Below are 18,721 nucleotides of genomic sequence, written 5' to 3' on the forward strand. Positions count from 1 at the left end.
GCGCTCTGCTGCATGGCTATCTTGTTCGCCTAAATTGGCTATTAATCTGCTTACGCTACTGATCCGGCTTTAATCCAACAGGATCAGTTCTATTTGGTATCCATCAGGGTCTAGCCCAAATGCGATATGCGGCTCTTGCTAGTTTGTCTCTTGCTAAGAGATTATTGCTAATAGTTTATGGCCGTCATATTAAGACAATTTAGATAAGATGAATAATTATGATATTTTCTGATAACAATAACTTTTTGTTATTAAGAGTTGTACTCAATCTTGCCGATGCAACCTATCCTGACACTGGGTCCGTATCAGCAGCATAAACAAAAAAGCGAACCTTCTGTAAAATACAAAAGATCCGCTTTCAACTATCTTATTACTATTGTTTTAAGCCCAATATGGCTTAAACAGTATAAAGACCTATCACTTAGCGATTAAGACTGGGCTCTACTGAGCCGCTTTCGCTCGTGCACTGTGCAGCTTTTTATAGCTTTCAATCAGTCTTAGATGTGGCTCGATGCCTTCAAGCGCCATGCTGGTTTTAGTTAAACCATAAAAACGCACGTCACCATTAACAGTACCAACGACATTATTCATCACTTCTTCACCAAACATACGCTTGAAGTTATAGATGAAGTGTTCAAGCTCAAGCTCTTCGTCCATCTCAACTTCAAGCACAGCACTAACCGCTTGATAGAATAAGCCACGCTCAACCGTGTTGTCGTTAAACTGTAAGAAACTATCGACTAGCTCCATCGCCTCTTCTGCGGCGCCAAGTGCTAGATAGATTAAGATCTTAAGCTCGATAATAGTTAGCTGACCCCAAACGGTATTTTCATCAAACACAATACCAATCATGGTGCGAATGTCGGTGTAGTTATCTAGCTGACTTTCTTCTAAACGATTCACTAAGTCCACTAACTCTTCATCACTTAATGAGTGCAGATTTAAAATATCTTCGCGGTACTCCAGCGCCTTATTGGTGTTATCCCAAATCAAGTCATCAACTGGATACACTTCAGAAAAATCAGGTACTAGCATACGACATGCTGACGCACCTAACTGGTTAAATTCAGCGGTATAAACCTCTTTACCTAAGTCAGCCAAAATGCCAAATAAGCTGTCAGCTTCTTCCTGGTTGGTACCAGAGAAATCCCATTCGCAGAAATCAAACTCAGCATTGCTGCTAAAGAAGCGCCATGAAATCACACCGGTTGAATCGATAAAGTGTTCAACAAAGTTTTCTGGCTCAGTTACCGCCATGCTGTTAAAGGTTGGCTTTGGCACATCGTTCAAACCTTCAAAGCTACGACCTTGCAATAGCTCGGTTAAGCTGCGCTCTAACGCCACTTCAAAGCTTGGATGCGCGCCAAATGAGGCAAATACGCCACCGGTTTTCGGGTTCATTAAGGTCACACACATCACCGGGAATTGACCTCCTAATGATGCATCTTTAACCACTACCGGGAAGCCTTGCTCTTCAAGACCATTAATGCCAGCTAAGATACTTGGGTACTTTTCGAGTACTTCCATTGGCACTTCTGGCAGGACAATTTCTTGCTCGATGATTTGGCGTTTAATCGCACGCTCAAAGATCTCTGACAGACACTGAACCTGCGCTTCTTGGATATTGTTACCCGCGCTCATACCGTTACTTAAGAACAAGTTCTCAATCAGGTTTGATGGGAAGTAAACCGTCTCGCCATCTGAATGACGGGTGTAAGGAATAGTACAAATGCCGCGGTCGATATTACCCGAGTTGGTATCAATCAGGTTAGAACCCGCAAGTTCACCTTCTGGGTTATAAATGTCTAAGCAGTATTCATCAAGCATACCAGCAGGTAATGAGTCGTCGTCTTCCAACGCAAACCATTTTTCGTTCGGGTAATGTACGAACTCGCTATTAGCAATCTCTTCACCGAAGAACTGATCATTGTAGAAAAAGTTACAGTTTAGACGCTCGATAAATTCGCCCAATGCCGAACATAGTGCACTCTCTTTCGTCGCGCCTTTACCATTGGTAAAGCACATAGGTGATGCCGCATCACGAATATGTAGCGACCATACATTAGGAATAATGTTGCGCCATGATGAAATCTCAATCTTCATGCCTAAATCGGCAAGCATACCAGTCATATTAGCAATGGTTTGCTCAAGTGGCAGATCTTTACCCAAAATATAGGTGCTAGCATCGCTATCACTTTGCCCCATCAGCATTGCATTGGCATCTGCATCTAGGTTTTCAACAGTTTCAATCTTAAACTCAGGGCCAGTTTGTACCACTTTTTTCACGGTACAACGCTCAATTGAGCGCAAAATGCCTTGGCGGTCTTTATCTGAAATATCGTCTGGCAACTCAACCTGGATTTGAAAAATCTGGTTATAGCGATCTTCAGGATCAACAATGTTGTTCTGCGACAGTTTGATGTTCTCTGTTGGAATATCGCGCGCCTTACAATACACCTTAATGAAATAGGCCGCACACAAGGCAGATGATGCTAAGAAGTAATCAAATGGACTCGGTGCAGAGCCATCGCCTTTATAGCGGATTGGCTGATCGGCGGTGACGGTAAAGTCATCGAACTTGGCTTCTAATCTCAAATTATCGAGAAAGTTAACTTTGATTTCCATTGAATATGATTTCCACTTTGTTGCGAGCGTTGCCCTTGGCACAGATATCAGCCTGTCACACAAGCATCTAGCTTAATTGTGGATCCAGACTGGGTATCAGCCCTGAGGCCAAATAAACGAATTGGGGGAATTATCGGTGTTTTTGGCGCATTAGTCTTGGGTTAATTACACAAAAGCTCAGATTCACAGCACTGACATCTAGAATAAGCATTGTCAATCAGTATCAAGCTGCGCGCTCATCGAGTTTTTTGCTTCCCAAAGCTTATTGATTCTTATCGGTCTCGCGCTTCACTAAGATAAACGTGAGGTACATTTTCGTCGGCAGTGACAGCACCATGCCAAATGCCACGCAAACGGCACTAATGATAATCCCGGTTACGCCCATAGCGTGGATGGTGTCGTTGAAGTTATGCAGGTAAATCCCAAGCAAGATTAAACATAACCCAATTCCGATACAGGTTTTAAGAATTAAGATTAGCTTTTGGTCTGTGACTTGACTATCTGACACCACGTCGCTCCTTACAATCAGCCTCTTGTAATCAGCTGTTTGCAATGAAGCTCTTGGCAATAAACCTTTTACACTAAACAATGTATGATTATGGCGACACGGTGTTTTTTTGTGCTGATGTAGATCAAGTTTAGTTAAGCTAGCGCTAATTAAAGCTCACTCTGTACAACCGCAAAGCCCTCAATATAAAACTGCAAATAGTCTCTAAGCTGTTTGTTAAAGCTATTTATTCAAGCTACTTGATAACTCGACTTGTGATGGCTGGTTAACCAAAGGCTATCTAATAACTTCACGATTAAAGACCTTTAGCTAAAAGAACTGGCGATTAATGGCCATCTATCGGCAGCGTTACCAAGGCTTTATCTGGCTTGGCATAACTTAAACGTGCCAACCTTTGTGTTTGGTGATAGCTATCAAGCCCTGATACCGCAACACTTTCCAGCGCTTCAATATCAATATAGCCATCGTCTTTTAGGCCTGACTCATCAACCATAATATGAGTGATTTCGCCTATCACTAAGATAGTACCGTTAATTGCCAGTGGCATTATCTCTCGTAGGTCAAGCGAGAATTTAAGCTGACTTTGCGCAACAAAAGGCGCCTCAATACCAGCAACAAATTCAGCTGATAGACCGACTTTATCGAATTCTGACACCTCTTCGGCATAACGCGCTGAAGTCTGATGTGCCTGACGATAAATATTGGCTGACACATGGTTAATGGTATAGCAGCCCATTTGCTCAATATTGCTTAACGTATCGCGCGGTACGCTATCGGGACGAATAACCATCCCCATCAGTGCTGGGCTAGCGCCGAGATGAAAACACGAGCTAATTATCGCCACATTGTTATGTCCGTCTTCACTTATCGTTGCGACTAAATTGGCACTTTTAAATCCTGATAAACTATTAATCAAGCGTGCGCGCACGCGTTGCTCCATCTGCTCAATGTCGTCAAACCCAATATGTTTCATTATCAATATCCTTATAAATTGTCGATAAGGGCGAGTAAATGCTTAGCCCGCTGTAAAATAAGTTGCTGTGTTTGCTCTGGCTTTTTCAGCCAATTGGCGTAAACCATACGTGTGCGTGGATTAGCGCTGAAGTCATCAATATGCTGCTGCAAAAAATGCCAATACAGCGCATTAAGTGGGCAAGCATTATCGCTATGACTTTGTTTAACCTCGTACTGGCAACCACTGCAGTAATCACTCATTTTATTGATGTAGTTACCGCTCGCGGCATAAGCTTTAGAGCCCACAATGCCGCCATCGGCAAATTGACTCATGCCACGGGTATTCGGCATCTCTACCCACTCGATAGCGTCGATATAAATGCCAAGATACCAAGCGTCCACTTCATCAGGATCGATACCGGCGATTAAGCAAAAGTTTCCAGTAACCATTAAACGCTGAATATGGTGGGCGTAGGCATAATCGAGGGATTGTTTAATCGCGTGCTGCATACAGTTCATTTTAGTGTCGCCATCCCAAAACCAGCTTGGCAACTGACGATTAGCAGCAAGGTGATTAAGACTGGCGTAATCTGGCATATTGGCCCAATACACGCCCCTTACAAACTCGCGCCAACCTAGAATTTGCCGAACAAAACCTTCAATTTGCGCCAAGGTGATGGCGCCATCACTTTGCTCAAAATAGCCAATGGCAGTGTCTATCACTTGTTGTGGGCTTAACATTTTGGCATTGAGCGCAAACGACAACCGCGAGTGATACAGGCTCCACTGTTTTTTGTATTCTGCAGTCGTGACTTGTTCGACTTTGGCGTCTGAACCGGGTGCTAGCGCTAACTCGCCCATGGCAGGCGCTGCGGTCATATCTAACTCATGAGTCATCGCATCTTGGAAGCGACCAAAATTGACTAAACAGTGACGACAAAAAAACTGCAATAGTTCATTAGCTTGTTTGCGTGTAATCGGCCACAACAGCTCTTTGTGAGCTGCACCAATAGTGGTGACATGATGGCGCTCTAGCCTACGCAATATGGCGCTGACATCGTTAGTAAACATCAGCGGCGCTGGCACAGCGTCAAAGTCGTTTTTTTTAAGCTTCTGCCGATTATCAGCATCATAATTCCACTGGCCACCAGCGGGTTCATCACCTTGCATTAATAGATTAAAACGGCGGCGCAGCTTGCGGTAAAAGTGCTCTAAACGATGCTTTTTATCTGCGGTAAAATAATCACGAAGTTCGGCATCTGCCAAATAAAAGTGCTCGGTTTCAAACGCGAGACTGGTAATCTCAAGCGAAGCAGCAAACTGCGACAACTGCTGACGCAGCCGATATTCATCAGGTAATTGATACTGAAACTCATTGATTTTATTCTGGTTAATTAACGCAGCTAAAAGCGCTGGTAAGTTCGGATACTGTGCAGTGTCATCAAGAGTAAGGTGCAGCACCTGGTGCCCTGCTTGTTGTAAGGCTTTTGCAAAGGCCTGCATCGCAGCAAAAAAAGCACACACTTTTTGCACATGATGCTTGGCATAATCAGTCTCTTGATGCAGTTCGGCAATCACATACAAGGTCTTATCATCTTGCTGCTGATACCATGAGTGAGCGGCGTTAAGCTGATCGCCTAAGATCAACCGTAAAGTGGTAAATTGCTGATTATGTTGATTCATACATCATTCCTTTACTGCAGAGCATCTTTGTTTTTTAAGCTCTGCTTTTGCCCTGCGCAGCGCTTAGAGCAATACTTAACCTGCTGCCAGTCTTTACGCCATTTCTTGCGCCAGCTAAATGGTCTTTCACAGACTAAGCAGATTTTTGATGCCAACGGATTATTACTCAATATCAAATTCCCTCCACTCAGTCGCTGGCAAAATCAACCCACAGCGCTAATAAACACTAATACGCACAGGTGAGCGTTACAGATTACTCTTGCTAACCAAATGGCGAGCTAAAATATAAGCTATTGCGGGGAGTTGAGTTGCCTAAAGCGTTTTTCTATAAGCGAATTGAACTCATTGTAGGTCAGCCGCTTTTGATACTCGTAAGCAAAACGGCCGTGAAACAACAGCGTCATCACTAAGTCTTGATAGCCTAAATAACAGGTATAACCATCAATATCATGCCAAGCCGTTAAGCCATCTAAATGATATTTATCATCACGTTTTGTGCCGTTAGCAACCAAATGATTAAAAACGAAAAGATGTTTTGATAAAGACATAAATAACCCTTGAAAAGCTTTGGTAGTCACAGCGCTAATAACACGCAAACCACTTGCTTTGGTTGCAGTAATGAAGGCACTGATTGGCCTTTACTGGGTTAAATACGCATATACCGTCAGTCTGGTTTACAGTTTATTGCCTCATAAAAAAGGGATAAGCCGTAAAGCTTATCCCTTTAGTTCATACTGAACCTATCAATATCGAAAACGACTATTACATCGCCTGCTTTAGCATTTCAACAATGTCTTGATGCTCACGGTCTATAGCCAAATCCATTGCGCTTGAGTCATGAATATTCTGATGATGCATCGTCTTAGCAGCACCATTAGCAAGCAGTAACTCAACAATCACAGTACGTTCATTATAGTTACCAATAACAGCATGGATAAGTGCAGTGTTACCATCGTCACTGAGCGCATTACAATCAGCGCCAGATTGCAGCAATAATGCTACCACCTCGGCAGTGCTGTTGCCGGCGGCGGCCATTAGCGCGCTTTCACCTTCATCATCTAAGCCGTTTACATCTGCGCCCTTTGATAACAACAGCTGCATCTTTGACAACATACCGTTTTGGCTGGCGATATTAAGCGCTAGCGTGCCATAACTTCCCGCTTGATTAGGATTAGCACCCGACTCAAGTAGTAAGCTAACAATCTCAAGCGTACTTTTTTGGACCGCATGATTAAGCGGTTTATTCTTGTACCAATCGCCCTGATTCACGTCAGCTTCATTAGCTATCATTTTGGCTACCACTGCGGCATCTTTATCTAAAATAGCCTGAATAAGTGCAGTAAAACCATTGGCATCTAGACCATCCTTATCAAAACCATGTTCATCAAAACGATCATGGCTTTCATCGTCATCGTCATCAAAGTCATCGTCGTCTTCATCATAGGCTTTTTCATCATAGTTATAGCCTAAATCAGCGCCACTCCCCGGTTCACGCCCTTCAATGTAGTCGCTCAAACCAGGCCAATTTCCACGGTCGCAAAAGTCGTTGAACTCGACAATAGACTCGTTAGGCGACTTATCAATTAGGACTTCTAACAACTGAGTTGACCACTTTAAGGTCTCAATCGGTGCGCCTAAGCAGTTATGATGGAAAACAGCGATTTGCGCGGTAACATTATTCGCAGCAAAGGCGTCAAGTAACATGTTTGCAAGTGACTTTATCTCGTCAACTTCGCACTCAAGGCTGAGTAATAACAAGTGTTTTTCAAGTCTAAACGCATAAATATCGTCATCCAGATGATCAAGCTCTGGGATCAACATTTTTATCGCGTTATCGCTCGTGGTATTTAGCTTGATACAGATAAAATAAGGCTCATCATAACTAGCTAGCCCGGCAAGATGCTCACTTAGTACATCGTCTAGCGTTAATCCATCGAAAATATTACTGCTAAGCATGTAAACCTCATTTTTGATTCATGTCTAAAGCGAACGCATCTTTATACTGACTAACATTAAAAATACACGCCAAATTTTTTGTAGACTAGTCCCTTGCCACAACAAGTGCAAGCCGTTATTTTCAATGAAGATATTTAAAGTTACAAACTGCTTTGCTGAACAATTTAAAGGCGAATTTTGCAAAGAAAAATGCCCACGGTCTACCAGCTATCAGCCTCAAAACGCGCGGTTCTGGCCTCAGCCATGGTGCAATCAGTCATGTGCATCAACTCGGCTAAAGTGATGTTGGGATCTTGAGTGATTAAACGAGCGAGCTTTACAGCTAACGGCTCCAACTTATCGGCATGGCTCAATAAGCCGGTATCCACTTTTCGAATAAGGTAAGCAAACTCGCTACTACCTGCGCTTAATTGCACAGTTTTTAGCTGCTGACTAAAGGCCTGGATTTGCATAGCATCACCGCTTATCCCCCAGTTTCGAGAACGGCGCACACGCTTAAGCTCACAAGTAAATTGTTTAGCAACGGCTTGTGCTTGCTTTACCGCTTCGCGGCCAATTCGATGGATGAGCGAGGGAAGCGAGATAGTAATCTCATGTTTCATGGTGGTGTTTCGAGGGACCTTAAGTATTAATATCAATTAGTATAAAGATGTAATCGCTCAGCGAGAATTTAGCGCTTCAGAGGCAAGGTCATTAACGACTAAGCTATTTTTTCAGCCCTGAATCAAAAACTCAAGTGCTGCGCTTGTAACTGCTCTTGCAACAATTCTTACGAGTGCTCTTCAACAATGCGCTTAGCAATGAACAGGTAATGCCAACCAAACAAAAGTAACTATCGCTACAGCCAACTGACTCCATACTATCTTTCAAAAAGACACTAACCTAACGCAAAACTCAGTGATTTATATCGCCACAATTGAAAAACAAAACCGCTATTTATCTTGCGTTTGATGTAGATCAATAACCGCCTACGCTTTTTCAGGCCATATAAAGGTGAGCGAGATCACGGGCAGCACTCAAACTTACCTCGCAGAGCTCACACCATCGTGACATTGCGATGTTAAACAGCCGCTTATCATCATTAAACCTACAATATAGAGGTACCCTATGGAGCTACTACCAAATTGTTATACCGACTTATGCGTCAACGGCAAATGGTTTCACTACGATCATGGTACCCACTCAGTGTTCATGCTTAATGGCAGTAAACCACTGACGTTTGAGTTAAATTCATTGCCCTCAACTGAAGATGAACTCGAGATGCATTTAACTGCCATATCTTCAGATCTTATCTAAGCGCATCCAAAGCAAGCTTAGCGCTTTGCGGCTTGCCCATCACCTGAAAAGGCTCCGTCTACAGCATGAGAAACGTTGCCATTTTTATGATAATTTTATTGATATAAGTAGAAAGTTAAAAATAAGTATGGACAACGCTCAATTATCGCGTAGTATCTACCTCGCTCTGCTATTGAGAGTGATTAATGAAAAATAAGTAAAAAGTAAAATCTCAGAATTCCTTCGTTATTGTTGTTATCCTCAGTTTTCCCTTATATTCATCATCACATTAAATAATTCAATTTTTCAGTGCACCGCATACTGCGACAATTTTTATTAATTTAATATTAAGGGACACATAATGTCTAATACAACTGGTATCGTAAAATGGTTTAACGAAGAGAAAGGTTTTGGTTTCATTACTCAAGACAATGGCGGCGCTGACGTATTCGTTCACTTCCGTGCAATCACTTCTGACGGCTTCAAGACTTTGGCTGAAGGCCAAAAAGTATCTTTCGAAGTAGAGCAAGGTCAAAAAGGCCTGCAAGCAGCTAACGTAAGCGCGCTGTAACTTCGTAAGTTGACGTAAATGGTTTTATACCATTTACGTCATTTAAAACTAACGCCAATAACACTGACGTTAAAAATCAACTTCAACAAAAAACTTTAATCCAAATTTATACTGTATCTGCGAAAACATTAACATTTCAATCATCTGCTTGTTGTATATGTCATTACGTTTCTGAATCACTTCGTTATATTCTTATAAATACAAATTAAATAAAAAAAATAAGACTTATTTTAAGTTTTGCTTATTGTTAAGTCATTTTTCAAAAAGGTTAACTATGTCTCGTACATCGGGTCCAAAACGATTTTGGTTTCACCAATCTAAAAAGAAATCAGCACACACTAAAACAAACAAAAAAAGGTAATAAATGAGAGTAAATTTTAATATTTTTAAAGATAACATTTCTTGGAATGCACTAATCCACCAGCTAAATGGTGATGTACTATTACGTCATGTTCTCGTCAAGGGCAATGTCGTAGATAGAAATATAGACTTTATCTATTGTGATGAAACCTGCCAAGGTAAGATCATCAATGGCAATAACCAGCTTATCGGTAACTTTTCGACCACTCATTAGTAAGACTCGTTACGCAAGTTCAAAGTCATCAATAACGCTCTTAAGCCCTCCCCCACTTTAAGAGAAGCACCAGCCTCTATTTAGATCAATAATCTTTTTAGATCATCAATCTGTATTGCCGCAGTGGTAACCCGATGTAAAGAGCCTTGCCTACCATAGATAATGACACCATTTAGGTACACAAGACTCAACATATCACGCCAGGATTTAAGCGTGTTTTACTATATCAGCAATAAGACTGGCTCAGCAAAAGATCAGCTCAGCAGCTGCTCAGGTGCTTGATAACTAATATGTTGGTGGAATCGCACAATCAGCTCATCACGAGATTTGTCTAACGCCAATTCAGACGTGAGGCTCCTTAGCGCATCTTCAACTCGGTTCAAGTAGCGCCCAAGTGCGCCATCTTTACAATCATTAACGCCAGCGGCAATCGTAAAGCTAACCATTTCGACTAAGCGGCTACCGTCCCAATGACGAATAAACTGCTGCTCTTCGATATTAGGGTCAAAACCAAGCATTTGCACTTCGTCAGTGCCATCAACTAGATCGAATTTACTGTTACGCACAAGCGGGGTTAGCCCATTTGCAACCATGGCAATTCGTTTAAGCTGTTTGGCTGAAGCCGCCTGAATAAATACATCCTCAAGCTTCTGATACAGAGGCGTAAAGTCATTGGTCGGTTCTGGTAATATGGCCTGCTTAAGCTTACGGCTTAACGGTAGTTTGACCGTAACATAGCATAATGAACCGTGATCCTCTGGAAGCGGGCATTGTCTTGCTCTATACCTATCGCTGATTGAGCGTAGCTTATAACCATAACTCTCTTTATTGCCTTTCGCTTTAGCGAACAGATCATATGAAAGGTGCTGATGATCGCGAATTTTGATTTTTAGATTTTGCTCTGGTAACTGAGGCATCAATTTGGCAAGGAAGGTCTGCACCTTAATATGGAAATTAGCAGAGTTACTGCGAATTTCGTCACCCGTAGCCAAGAATACAATCCTAATTTTTCTTGCTCGGTAATCATCTTTACTATGAAGGCTTTGCGCTTCATGATATTCAGGATTGTAGAAGAATATGATCTGCTCTTCGGTTGGAAAGCAATATGCTTCAGCATGAAAACGCACCACAGGTAACTTATCGTTAGTGATCACATGAAGGTTATATAGCTCCTCTTGCTCCCCTAACGTAAAAATAGTGCGACTAAGAGACTCGTAACATGTTTTGTAATCCGGAAAATGAGCTAGCAACGCATCTGTTACTATGATCTCTGCAGTAATGTACTGATTGGCTCGAACGCCCTTGGGAATGTACACTTTCTGCTGATGGCTAAGGGACATAAATACTCCTTGTATTAAGTTAATACATATATATCTTGGTGCCAATAGTAGCGATATTTTTTGACAAAGATACTACGATAGAACACTCTTTTTACTAGTTAGAAACATAATACGCTTTGAATCTGATTTATTTCTTAAAATCGATATATAAAGACATTTCAAATAGTCATTAAATCCGCCAAGTCATATCCAATTAAATAGCCTCAAATACGCCTATTAACGCTCATCCTGTAACTATTACGCTATAACTATCACTCGGTAAAAAGTGTATTCAAATTTTAATCTATCAAGGTATAAGCAACTCTAATCACAAAAACACCAACAAAACAAAAGCGATACAAGTCACCATTAGCCACAACCGCTATTTACCATCCAATAACAAACATTTAATATGCGGTTTATTGAAAGTTGTAGAGCGTGTTTAGAATGCAGAAGTCTTCTCTTAAAATAAAACTGTTACTAACGACGGCCTTAATAATAGTGTTGTCATTACTCCTTATTACTTGGGTCGGCATTACGTCAATGCAGACGACGGCTACGGAGTCACAGCAGTTGTCGGCAGATAGTTTACAGCGCATTACTCAAGCTAAACTGGATGAAATTGCCGCCAAATCAGCCGTCATTATTGAAAGTCGTTTAAACGGTGCATTTATGGTGCCGCTAACCTTAGCTGAGCTATTAGCCAGTAGTTCATCACATGCCGATGGCAATGTATTTTCCCGAGTTCAGGTTAAGGCGCTTAACCAACAATTCCTCAACGCTAACTCTCAGGTGAGTGCCATATACAGCCAGTTTGAACCCAATGGCTATGATCAAATTGATAGCCAATTTAAAGGAGATTTAACCCATAGTTCTGATCAAGGCACGCTTGAAATCTATTGGGTGAGAGAAGATGGAGAGTTAGCTTTTTATCCTGTCGACGATCCAGATGAAAAGTACCTAGATACCAGAGATGAGTTTGGCCAGCGAGAAGCCGAGTGGTATTTATGCAGTAAAGAGACCGGCAAGCCCTGTACTATAGAGCCTTACTGGTATGAGCTAGAGGGCGGAGAAAAAGTTCTAATGACCACCTTAGCGGCCCCCGTGACAGCCGGAGGTCAGTTTAGAGGCTTAGTCGGAGTAGATATAAACTTACCCTTATTACAAAAAATGATTGTGGCAATCGCCGCCGATCTCCCGCAAGCACAAGTCAATCTATTAAGTGAACAGCAGCGCTTAGTGGCAAGCTCTAATCACAGCAAACAGTTAAACCGCCCACTGACCGAGGCCGACACACAACTGGCAAAAGAGTTACAGACTGCAAAGGTAAACAGCCCTGACTATCTGACCACAGTAGCAAAAATCAATATTAGCGCCTCTAATACCGAGTGGACATTAGTCATCCGCCAACCTAAAGCTGTGGCACTGGCTGATAGCCAAACCTTGATAACGCAAATGAAGCAAGCAACAGAAGCAACAGCAGTAAAAATGGTCACTTACTCGCTGATTGCACTAGGTCTGGCTATGGTGCTGTTATATCTGTTTGTTAACAGTTTTGTGAAGCCCATGTCACAGATGGCGCAAAAGTTCGATAGCCTATCTAAGAGTGATGGTGATTTGACGCAAACTCTTGATATAGAAAGTCATAAAGAGCTCATCACCATGGCAAGTGGCTTTAACGCGTTTGCAGAAAAACTCAAGTTGATGGTGTTATCGATAAAAGGCCAGTCGAAACAATTAACTCAAGAAGCAACCGAACTGTCTAAAACCGCCCTAGCGACCCGAGTCGCCACTGAGAACCAGAAGCTCGCCACCAGCAGTATAGCCGCTGCTGTAGAAGAGATGTCGACCACGTCAAATGAAGTGGCAAATTTAGCCACCGATGTCTCTAACGGCGCAGGGGAAGCATTTGAATTTTTGAAGAACACTCATGGCAGTGTCGAAAACACGACTAATGAAATTAATGCACTCGCTGGCGAGATGAGCGTTGCATCTGAGCAAATCGCGCGAGTTTCTCAGCAAAGTCATAATATCAATACCATATTAGAAACCATTCGAAGTATTGCCGAACAAACCAATTTATTGGCATTGAACGCCGCGATTGAGGCTGCGCGAGCCGGTGAACAGGGACGTGGTTTTGCTGTTGTGGCTGATGAAGTACGCACTTTAGCTGGGCGAACTCAGGCATCCACCACTGAAATAGACAGCTTGATTAATAGCTTACAGCACGATGTTAGCCTTGCAGTTGAGCAGATAGATGCCAGTCAGCAACGAGTTAACCGAACCGCCGATGAAACTCAACAAAGCTATCAACAGTTAAGTGAAGTCACTGAAAGAATTAATCAGATTAATTCCAGTGTGCTCCAAGTCGCGACAGCGGCAGAGCAACAATCTGCCGTCAGCGTGGAGATCAGCGAGAAAATCACTCACATCAGTGACTCAGCTGATGAATTATTAGCGCTCGCAAGTGAAGTGGACTTAGTCAGCGACAAACTACAGAGTGTGGTGAATGAGCTAAATGAGGATCTGTCGACGCTAAAAGTTGAATAGTAAATACCTTATCAACTGAAAACAATAAGGCTCACCGTTTACGTGAGCCTTATTCGTATTGCTAGGTATCGAATACGCTGGTCACCATTACGCTCAGCCTCAATACCTTGCTATAACAGCTTATTAAGTACAAACCTGATTGCGGCCTTTCTTCTTCGCTTTATATAGGGCAACGTCAGCTCGCTTCATGGTTTGATCAAAGTTTTCACCGCTTTGGTGCTCAGCAACACCAATAGAGATGGTGACACTCACCATTTTAGTTTTTTGCTGGGCCTTACCACGTGTGGCTTTTGATTGGCTCTTTCGCTTCTCATCTCGCAGCACGATATCATATTCTTCTATCGCCTCGCGCACCTCTTCAAGGTAATCAAGCGTCGATGATGCGTCTTTACGAGGGAAGACAATGGTGAACTCCTCACCACCGTAACGGAAAGCCTTGCCACCACCGCGAACGCCGCCGATTTTACTCGAGACTAACTTCAACACCTGATCACCCACATCGTGGCCATAGGTGTCGTTGAACTTCTTAAAGTGATCGATATCCAGCATCGCAACACTGTATTTACGGCCAAGTGAAAGCACTAAATTATATAGCGCGCGACGCGAGGCAAGCCCAGTCAGTTCATCGCGATAGGCTAAAAAATAAGAGTCGGTCAGAACCGTCAAAATGTAAATAGTGGCTAATGCCGTCATCGAAATAGACTGCGGCAGTAATGCTGGCGAAATAAAGTGTATAGCCCAAAGCACCAAGGTGATGAAGATGGAGGTGTTAACTAAGTTTGCCTGCCAAACCCCACGAATAAACACTAACGCGACGCAGAGATACAATGGGGACTGTATGCGAATATCTACATTCAAGGGTTCAATAAGATAAGAGTCCAGCTCCGTATTAAATTGTGTGTTAGCCCAGATCCAAACGAAAGCAACCAAAAAGCTCAGTATTATCCCAAGCCCTCTCACCAAGCTATGTGGAGACAAAAGCCCCCTGTCTTTAATGAAAGCAAACCAGGTGATGGTGAACGCTCCCCCCAGTAACAGCAGATCCGAATGCTGACTCACTGCTAGCTTGCCAAAGAAAACACCCGACGAACACAGATAGTAAGCCAGCATTAACAGCGCCAGATACGCTAAGCGACTTCGGTTAAATTGCAGTGCAATCACAACTCCAGCTGGTAGCAACCAAAAAGGAAGTTGTTCAATCCTCCCTTGCCAAACCTGCAGCTGAGCTTGATAGATCTCACTCATCATCAGAGCCAGCGCAGTGAATAGAAGAGGGATAAAGAAATAGCGGCAACTATGGTAAAAAGCAGACAAAACAAACCTCTATATAAATCTAATTAAATGCATAACACTGCAATGACAGGGTTAAATAATCAGCTCAATAAGCAACATCGAGTCATCGAGGTAAGTAAAGAGCAGCTGAACATAGCCCTATAAGTCGACACTTTTTGAATAAGATGAAGCCAAGCGCCATTATACTCGCAACAAGGGCGAAATAACGGACTTAGGTACCAAGTTAATGCCGCCGATGACATAGGGCGAATGGATAGGCGCTATATGGCTAGCTAGGATGCTTGCTCGGTTTTAGTCTGAGGTTGAATTAACTGCAATATAATCAAACCCAGCATCACCGAAAATAAAATAGACCCAATTCGAATAAAATCATTATGCAGTGCATAACCCCCACTCTCAGTAATGCCTTTATAAAGCAAAATCACATAGCCACAATATAAGACTTGAAAATTATTGTTACTAGCGTGTTTTTTCATCGCATACATCCCCACCAACATGGCACAAACGATAGCGATGCCTAACTGCACGATAATGTTAACTTCAAAGGCTGCTGCCAACAACGGAGGTAAAGCAAACAACAGCCCAACACTGTTCATGATAAGACGGTTAATACCATAGCTTACCCCCCTCATCGGGTTAGGGTCCTTAATCACATTCGTTAAAGTGATCGCCATAAGTGCCGCTTGAGATAAGTTTAAGTCGATAAAGACCCACAAAAAAATAAATGAGCAAGCGGCTTTAAACAAAAGGTGCCAAATCTCCGTCTGCGCCGCCCCCTCTGGAACGGTTTGAGTTGTCGCGATAACCTCACCGCCAGGAAATAATAGAAAGGCAATACAGACCGTGAAACCGGCATAGATAAGCTCTAAAAATAGTCCTTTAGGCAGTTGAGTGATATCAAGCCCTTTTTGGCGGCTAAATACCGTCACTAACACCAAAGAAAGCAGCATAAACGAAGATACGATATCCGCTGGGTTTTCACGCGCCCTTTGCATGCACCAATAGAAGGTAACAAACAGTAACAGATAATAGATTAATGGGTCATCAAATAGGTATAGGCTGATTTTACCCTGTAGCCAAGTACTGACAAACAAGATGACACCTAGCTTTAAAATCATTTTTGTAGATGGCATTTGTGAACTGATGCAAAATAAAACCGCCACCAAAGCGGGCCCGAGTAGTGGTAGACGAGTACCGTAAAAATCCTGCCAATATAATAATAAAACAGGAAATACAGCCAATCTTATCAGCGCATTGGCTCGGCTATGAAACATAGGATAAGTAGCTCCAAGTCCAAGTCCATATATCCAGCAGCGTTTCACCCATCGTCGACTGCCCAGGATAAAAACTTATCATGGCTCGAGCGCCATAACGCTGCGGTAAGGCACTGGCCTCTGGTCCGAGATTGATATTGACCGGAAAACGTTGCGAGTGTTGCAAGCCATCAGGAGAGATCAATAATCCCGTCGTTTGATCAGTTTGTAAATTGCCATTACCACTGCTGCCCCAACCTATAGATTGCACCTCACCACGAAAGGTTTGGCCGGGATAGGCATCAAATACGATTTTAACTGGAGTACCCGGTTTCAGATAAATGAGCGAGTTCTCCCTCAGCATCGCGGTGATCCAAGTGTGCTTGTTATTGATAAAGGTAATTAAAGGGTGGCCCGCTACGGCAAAGTTACCCGCAGCCAAATTAAGGTGAGTAATCACACCATCGCCAGGTGCTTGCAGGTGACAATATGACTCCTCAAGTAGCGCTTGATGGAGCTGATTTAGCGCGCTTTGTAGTTGAGGATTATTTTCTCCTTTTGGTCCAAGGGCTTTTTTTGAGCGTTCAAGCGCAGCCTTAGCTTGCACGACCATTGCTTCGGCATCTTTAAGCTGATCTTGACTGTCATCTAAAGATTGTTTGCTGATCACCCCTGTGCGGCCTAACGCCGTCATTCGCTGAGTATGTTTATAGGCATTGTCACGTTTTATTTGGCTAGCCACTAAGTTGGCTTGAGCCTCTTGGATCCCCGCCGAATCCGCCCCTAATGACAAACTCGTTTGCTGCAAGTGCAGACGAGCTGCGGTAACTTTTAGTAAAAAAGGCGCATTGTCTAATTCAACTAGGGCTTGCCCCTGACTGACCTCTGCATTATTGACCACAGATACCTTGTAAATATCAGCGGAGACTTGAGGAGTTATTTGGATCAATTGAGCGTTAATTCTGGCGTGATTATTCATGGGAGTCACACGATCAGCCCACAGCGTATAAATCCACAGTAAAAAGACCATAACTAATAAAATCCACGTGACTCGCTTAGAAGAGGCAACCGTTTTTTCCTGAGTATTTTCGGAAGCGACTTCTGCTGTATCTTTATTTGTTGGCATAATTGTTCATCTTTATTGTATGAGGAGATTGGTCTAGCCGATACACCCATAGCTGAGTCGCTGAAGCGGAAATGGTAAGCATAGGTAAATGAGCCTATTTGAAATATAGTTCAACATTAGCCTAGCTGAAGTGAAGAGAAGCAAAAGTAGTTACTATAAGATGCAAAGTAAGGTGTAAAAAATGTCCATCCTCATAAGCCATAAGCATTGTCCATAAGCATTGATATCTAACTAAAAGTGGCCGTTACCCCCATCAGATTATGTCAGCGTGCTGTCATTGACTAAGCGCAGACACAAGGGTTAACGCCTGTTTATATTGAGTTCTAGACGGGTACTGGTATGAGTTTCAGATTAAGGTTGAAATTAAGGTTTAGGTTGAGATGGAGATTTGAATGAATACTATCTTGTCGCTGTAGAGCGCAATATTGAAGGCAATGTTGCAGTAGGGAGAGGCTAAATAAGTTAAGAGGCTATATTATGTTAGGTGCCCATAAATGACAAAAAGCCTTGCCGCTTAAAACATCAGTAAACCAATGTTTTAATTAAAGACAAGGCTCAATATTTTAGCTCAACATCTCAGCCCAATATGATGGGCAGTTACTTGCGCTTATTTATAAAACGCTTCAACCTCACCCTTAACGGTAACCATCAGCGGTTGACCGCGACGGTCTAAGGCCTTGTGTGATGGAACTTTTACCCAGCCTTCGCTGATGCAGTATTCTTCAACATCAAAACGCTCTTTACCGTTAACCTTGATACCGATATCGTGCTCAAAAATAGCTTCCACATGATGCGGGCTACGTGGGTTAACAGAAAGACGATCAGGTAAAGTCGGTTGCGATGTAGTGTCAGTCATAATCCTGGCCTGTAGTAATAAAATTGCAGTAAATAAAAAGTGCGCTATTGTAGGCAATACAGGCCTAACGCTCAATAGCGGTTGCAATAAATGTTAGTGGACTCTCACTCATATTCAAGAAAGCTTATCGCTTCGCTCTCTCGCACTACAACGTCTCTAACGCTCACCTAACTTGCAA

At 42.7% G+C, this 18,721-nt stretch carries 17 protein-coding genes; 3 read left to right on the plus strand and 14 right to left on the minus strand.

Features of this window, described 5'->3' with window-relative positions:
- Positions 1 to 441: 441 nt before the first annotated feature.
- From ACVBIU_RS13135 to ACVBIU_RS13170, 8 genes are all read right to left on the minus strand, one after another.
- Positions 442 to 2,625 (minus strand): OsmC domain/YcaO domain-containing protein, encoded by a 2,184-nt coding sequence (locus ACVBIU_RS13135; RefSeq protein WP_447160692.1) that lies wholly within the window; start codon positions 2,623 to 2,625, stop codon positions 442 to 444.
- A gap of 262 nt (positions 2,626 to 2,887) precedes the next feature.
- Complete coding sequence (locus ACVBIU_RS13140) at positions 2,888 to 3,133, minus strand: hypothetical protein (RefSeq protein WP_447163983.1); 246 nt, start codon at positions 3,131 to 3,133, stop codon at positions 2,888 to 2,890.
- A 325-nt stretch (positions 3,134 to 3,458) separates the two neighbouring features.
- A complete protein-coding gene (locus ACVBIU_RS13145) occupies positions 3,459 to 4,106 on the minus strand; it encodes a flavin reductase family protein (protein ID WP_447160690.1) in 648 nt (215 codons plus the stop codon).
- A gap of 11 nt (positions 4,107 to 4,117) precedes the next feature.
- A complete protein-coding gene (locus ACVBIU_RS13150; RefSeq protein WP_447163984.1) occupies positions 4,118 to 5,770 on the minus strand; it encodes a cryptochrome/photolyase family protein in 1,653 nt (550 codons plus the stop codon).
- A gap of 11 nt (positions 5,771 to 5,781) precedes the next feature.
- Entirely contained in the window at positions 5,782 to 5,940 is a 159-nt protein-coding gene (locus ACVBIU_RS13155) for a DUF2256 domain-containing protein (protein ID WP_442530498.1), read from the minus strand.
- A gap of 120 nt (positions 5,941 to 6,060) precedes the next feature.
- Complete coding sequence (locus tag ACVBIU_RS13160) at positions 6,061 to 6,318, minus strand: DUF3081 family protein (RefSeq protein WP_447163985.1); 258 nt, start codon at positions 6,316 to 6,318, stop codon at positions 6,061 to 6,063.
- A 214-nt stretch (positions 6,319 to 6,532) separates the two neighbouring features.
- Entirely contained in the window at positions 6,533 to 7,726 is a 1,194-nt protein-coding gene (locus ACVBIU_RS13165; RefSeq protein WP_447163986.1) for an ankyrin repeat domain-containing protein, read from the minus strand.
- Between the two features lie 200 nt (positions 7,727 to 7,926).
- Positions 7,927 to 8,328, minus strand: coding sequence for a ribosome recycling factor family protein (locus ACVBIU_RS13170; RefSeq protein ID WP_447160687.1), 402 nt, complete (start codon positions 8,326 to 8,328; stop codon positions 7,927 to 7,929).
- Positions 8,329 to 8,833: 505 nt separating this feature from the next.
- Between ACVBIU_RS13170 and ACVBIU_RS13175 the strand changes: the two genes are divergently transcribed.
- Both ACVBIU_RS13175 and cspE read left to right on the plus strand, forming a co-directional pair.
- Positions 8,834 to 9,022, plus strand: a complete 189-nt coding sequence (locus ACVBIU_RS13175) for a hypothetical protein (protein WP_447163987.1) — start codon at positions 8,834 to 8,836, stop codon at positions 9,020 to 9,022.
- Between the two features lie 340 nt (positions 9,023 to 9,362).
- Positions 9,363 to 9,572: a transcription antiterminator/RNA stability regulator CspE gene (gene cspE, locus ACVBIU_RS13180; protein ID WP_447160685.1), complete on the plus strand. Its 210-nt coding sequence runs from the start codon at positions 9,363 to 9,365 to the stop codon at positions 9,570 to 9,572.
- Positions 9,573 to 10,014: 442 nt separating this feature from the next.
- Here cspE and ACVBIU_RS13185 read toward each other — a convergent pair whose 3' ends face one another.
- Both ACVBIU_RS13185 and ACVBIU_RS13190 read right to left on the minus strand, forming a co-directional pair.
- Entirely contained in the window at positions 10,015 to 10,143 is a 129-nt protein-coding gene (locus ACVBIU_RS13185; protein WP_447160684.1) for a hypothetical protein, read from the minus strand.
- 257 nt (positions 10,144 to 10,400) lie between these two features.
- The gene (locus ACVBIU_RS13190; protein ID WP_447163988.1) at positions 10,401 to 11,486 is read right to left on the minus strand and encodes a DUF3083 family protein; all 1,086 of its coding nucleotides are present in this window, start codon (positions 11,484 to 11,486) and stop codon (positions 10,401 to 10,403) included.
- Between the two features lie 522 nt (positions 11,487 to 12,008).
- Here ACVBIU_RS13190 and ACVBIU_RS13195 point away from each other — a divergent pair.
- On the plus strand, positions 12,009 to 14,015 hold the full coding sequence (locus ACVBIU_RS13195; RefSeq protein WP_447163989.1) for a methyl-accepting chemotaxis protein: 2,007 nt from the start codon (positions 12,009 to 12,011) through the stop codon (positions 14,013 to 14,015).
- A gap of 123 nt (positions 14,016 to 14,138) precedes the next feature.
- Here the strand turns inward: ACVBIU_RS13195 and ACVBIU_RS13200 are convergent, their stop codons facing one another.
- From ACVBIU_RS13200 to ACVBIU_RS13215, 4 genes are all read right to left on the minus strand, one after another.
- Positions 14,139 to 15,329, minus strand: coding sequence for a GGDEF domain-containing protein (locus ACVBIU_RS13200; protein ID WP_447163990.1), 1,191 nt, complete (start codon positions 15,327 to 15,329; stop codon positions 14,139 to 14,141).
- A 251-nt stretch (positions 15,330 to 15,580) separates the two neighbouring features.
- Complete coding sequence (locus tag ACVBIU_RS13205) at positions 15,581 to 16,582, minus strand: DUF2955 domain-containing protein (RefSeq protein ID WP_447163991.1); 1,002 nt, start codon at positions 16,580 to 16,582, stop codon at positions 15,581 to 15,583.
- A complete protein-coding gene (locus ACVBIU_RS13210) occupies positions 16,572 to 17,687 on the minus strand; it encodes an HlyD family secretion protein (RefSeq protein WP_447163992.1) in 1,116 nt (371 codons plus the stop codon). Before ACVBIU_RS13210 ends, ACVBIU_RS13205 begins: the two co-directional genes overlap by 11 nt.
- 607 nt (positions 17,688 to 18,294) lie before the next feature.
- Positions 18,295 to 18,543 (minus strand): DUF3297 family protein, encoded by a 249-nt coding sequence (locus ACVBIU_RS13215; protein ID WP_447160678.1) that lies wholly within the window; start codon positions 18,541 to 18,543, stop codon positions 18,295 to 18,297.
- Between the last annotated feature and the right edge of the window lie 178 nt (positions 18,544 to 18,721).

Source organism: Shewanella sp. 30m-14, from assembly GCF_052977125.1.

Coding starts and splice junctions, on each gene's coding strand:
- ACVBIU_RS13210 (WP_447163992.1), bottom strand. CDS start 17,687: ATGCCAACAAATAAAGATACAGCAGAAGTCGCTTCCGAAAATACTCAG.
- ACVBIU_RS13150 (WP_447163984.1), bottom strand. CDS start 5,770: ATGAATCAACATAATCAGCAATTTACCACTTTACGGTTGATCTTAGGC.
- ACVBIU_RS13165 (WP_447163986.1), bottom strand. CDS start 7,726: ATGCTTAGCAGTAATATTTTCGATGGATTAACGCTAGACGATGTACTA.
- ACVBIU_RS13215 (WP_447160678.1), bottom strand. CDS start 18,543: ATGACTGACACTACATCGCAACCGACTTTACCTGATCGTCTTTCTGTT.
- ACVBIU_RS13175 (WP_447163987.1), top strand. CDS start 8,834: ATGGAGCTACTACCAAATTGTTATACCGACTTATGCGTCAACGGCAAA.
- ACVBIU_RS13160 (WP_447163985.1), bottom strand. CDS start 6,318: ATGTCTTTATCAAAACATCTTTTCGTTTTTAATCATTTGGTTGCTAAC.
- cspE (WP_447160685.1), top strand. CDS start 9,363: ATGTCTAATACAACTGGTATCGTAAAATGGTTTAACGAAGAGAAAGGT.
- ACVBIU_RS13190 (WP_447163988.1), bottom strand. CDS start 11,486: ATGTCCCTTAGCCATCAGCAGAAAGTGTACATTCCCAAGGGCGTTCGA.
- ACVBIU_RS13185 (WP_447160684.1), bottom strand. CDS start 10,143: ATGAGTGGTCGAAAAGTTACCGATAAGCTGGTTATTGCCATTGATGAT.
- ACVBIU_RS13135 (WP_447160692.1), bottom strand. CDS start 2,625: ATGGAAATCAAAGTTAACTTTCTCGATAATTTGAGATTAGAAGCCAAG.
- ACVBIU_RS13195 (WP_447163989.1), top strand. CDS start 12,009: ATGCAGACGACGGCTACGGAGTCACAGCAGTTGTCGGCAGATAGTTTA.
- ACVBIU_RS13205 (WP_447163991.1), bottom strand. CDS start 16,582: ATGTTTCATAGCCGAGCCAATGCGCTGATAAGATTGGCTGTATTTCCT.
- ACVBIU_RS13145 (WP_447160690.1), bottom strand. CDS start 4,106: ATGAAACATATTGGGTTTGACGACATTGAGCAGATGGAGCAACGCGTG.
- ACVBIU_RS13170 (WP_447160687.1), bottom strand. CDS start 8,328: ATGAAACATGAGATTACTATCTCGCTTCCCTCGCTCATCCATCGAATT.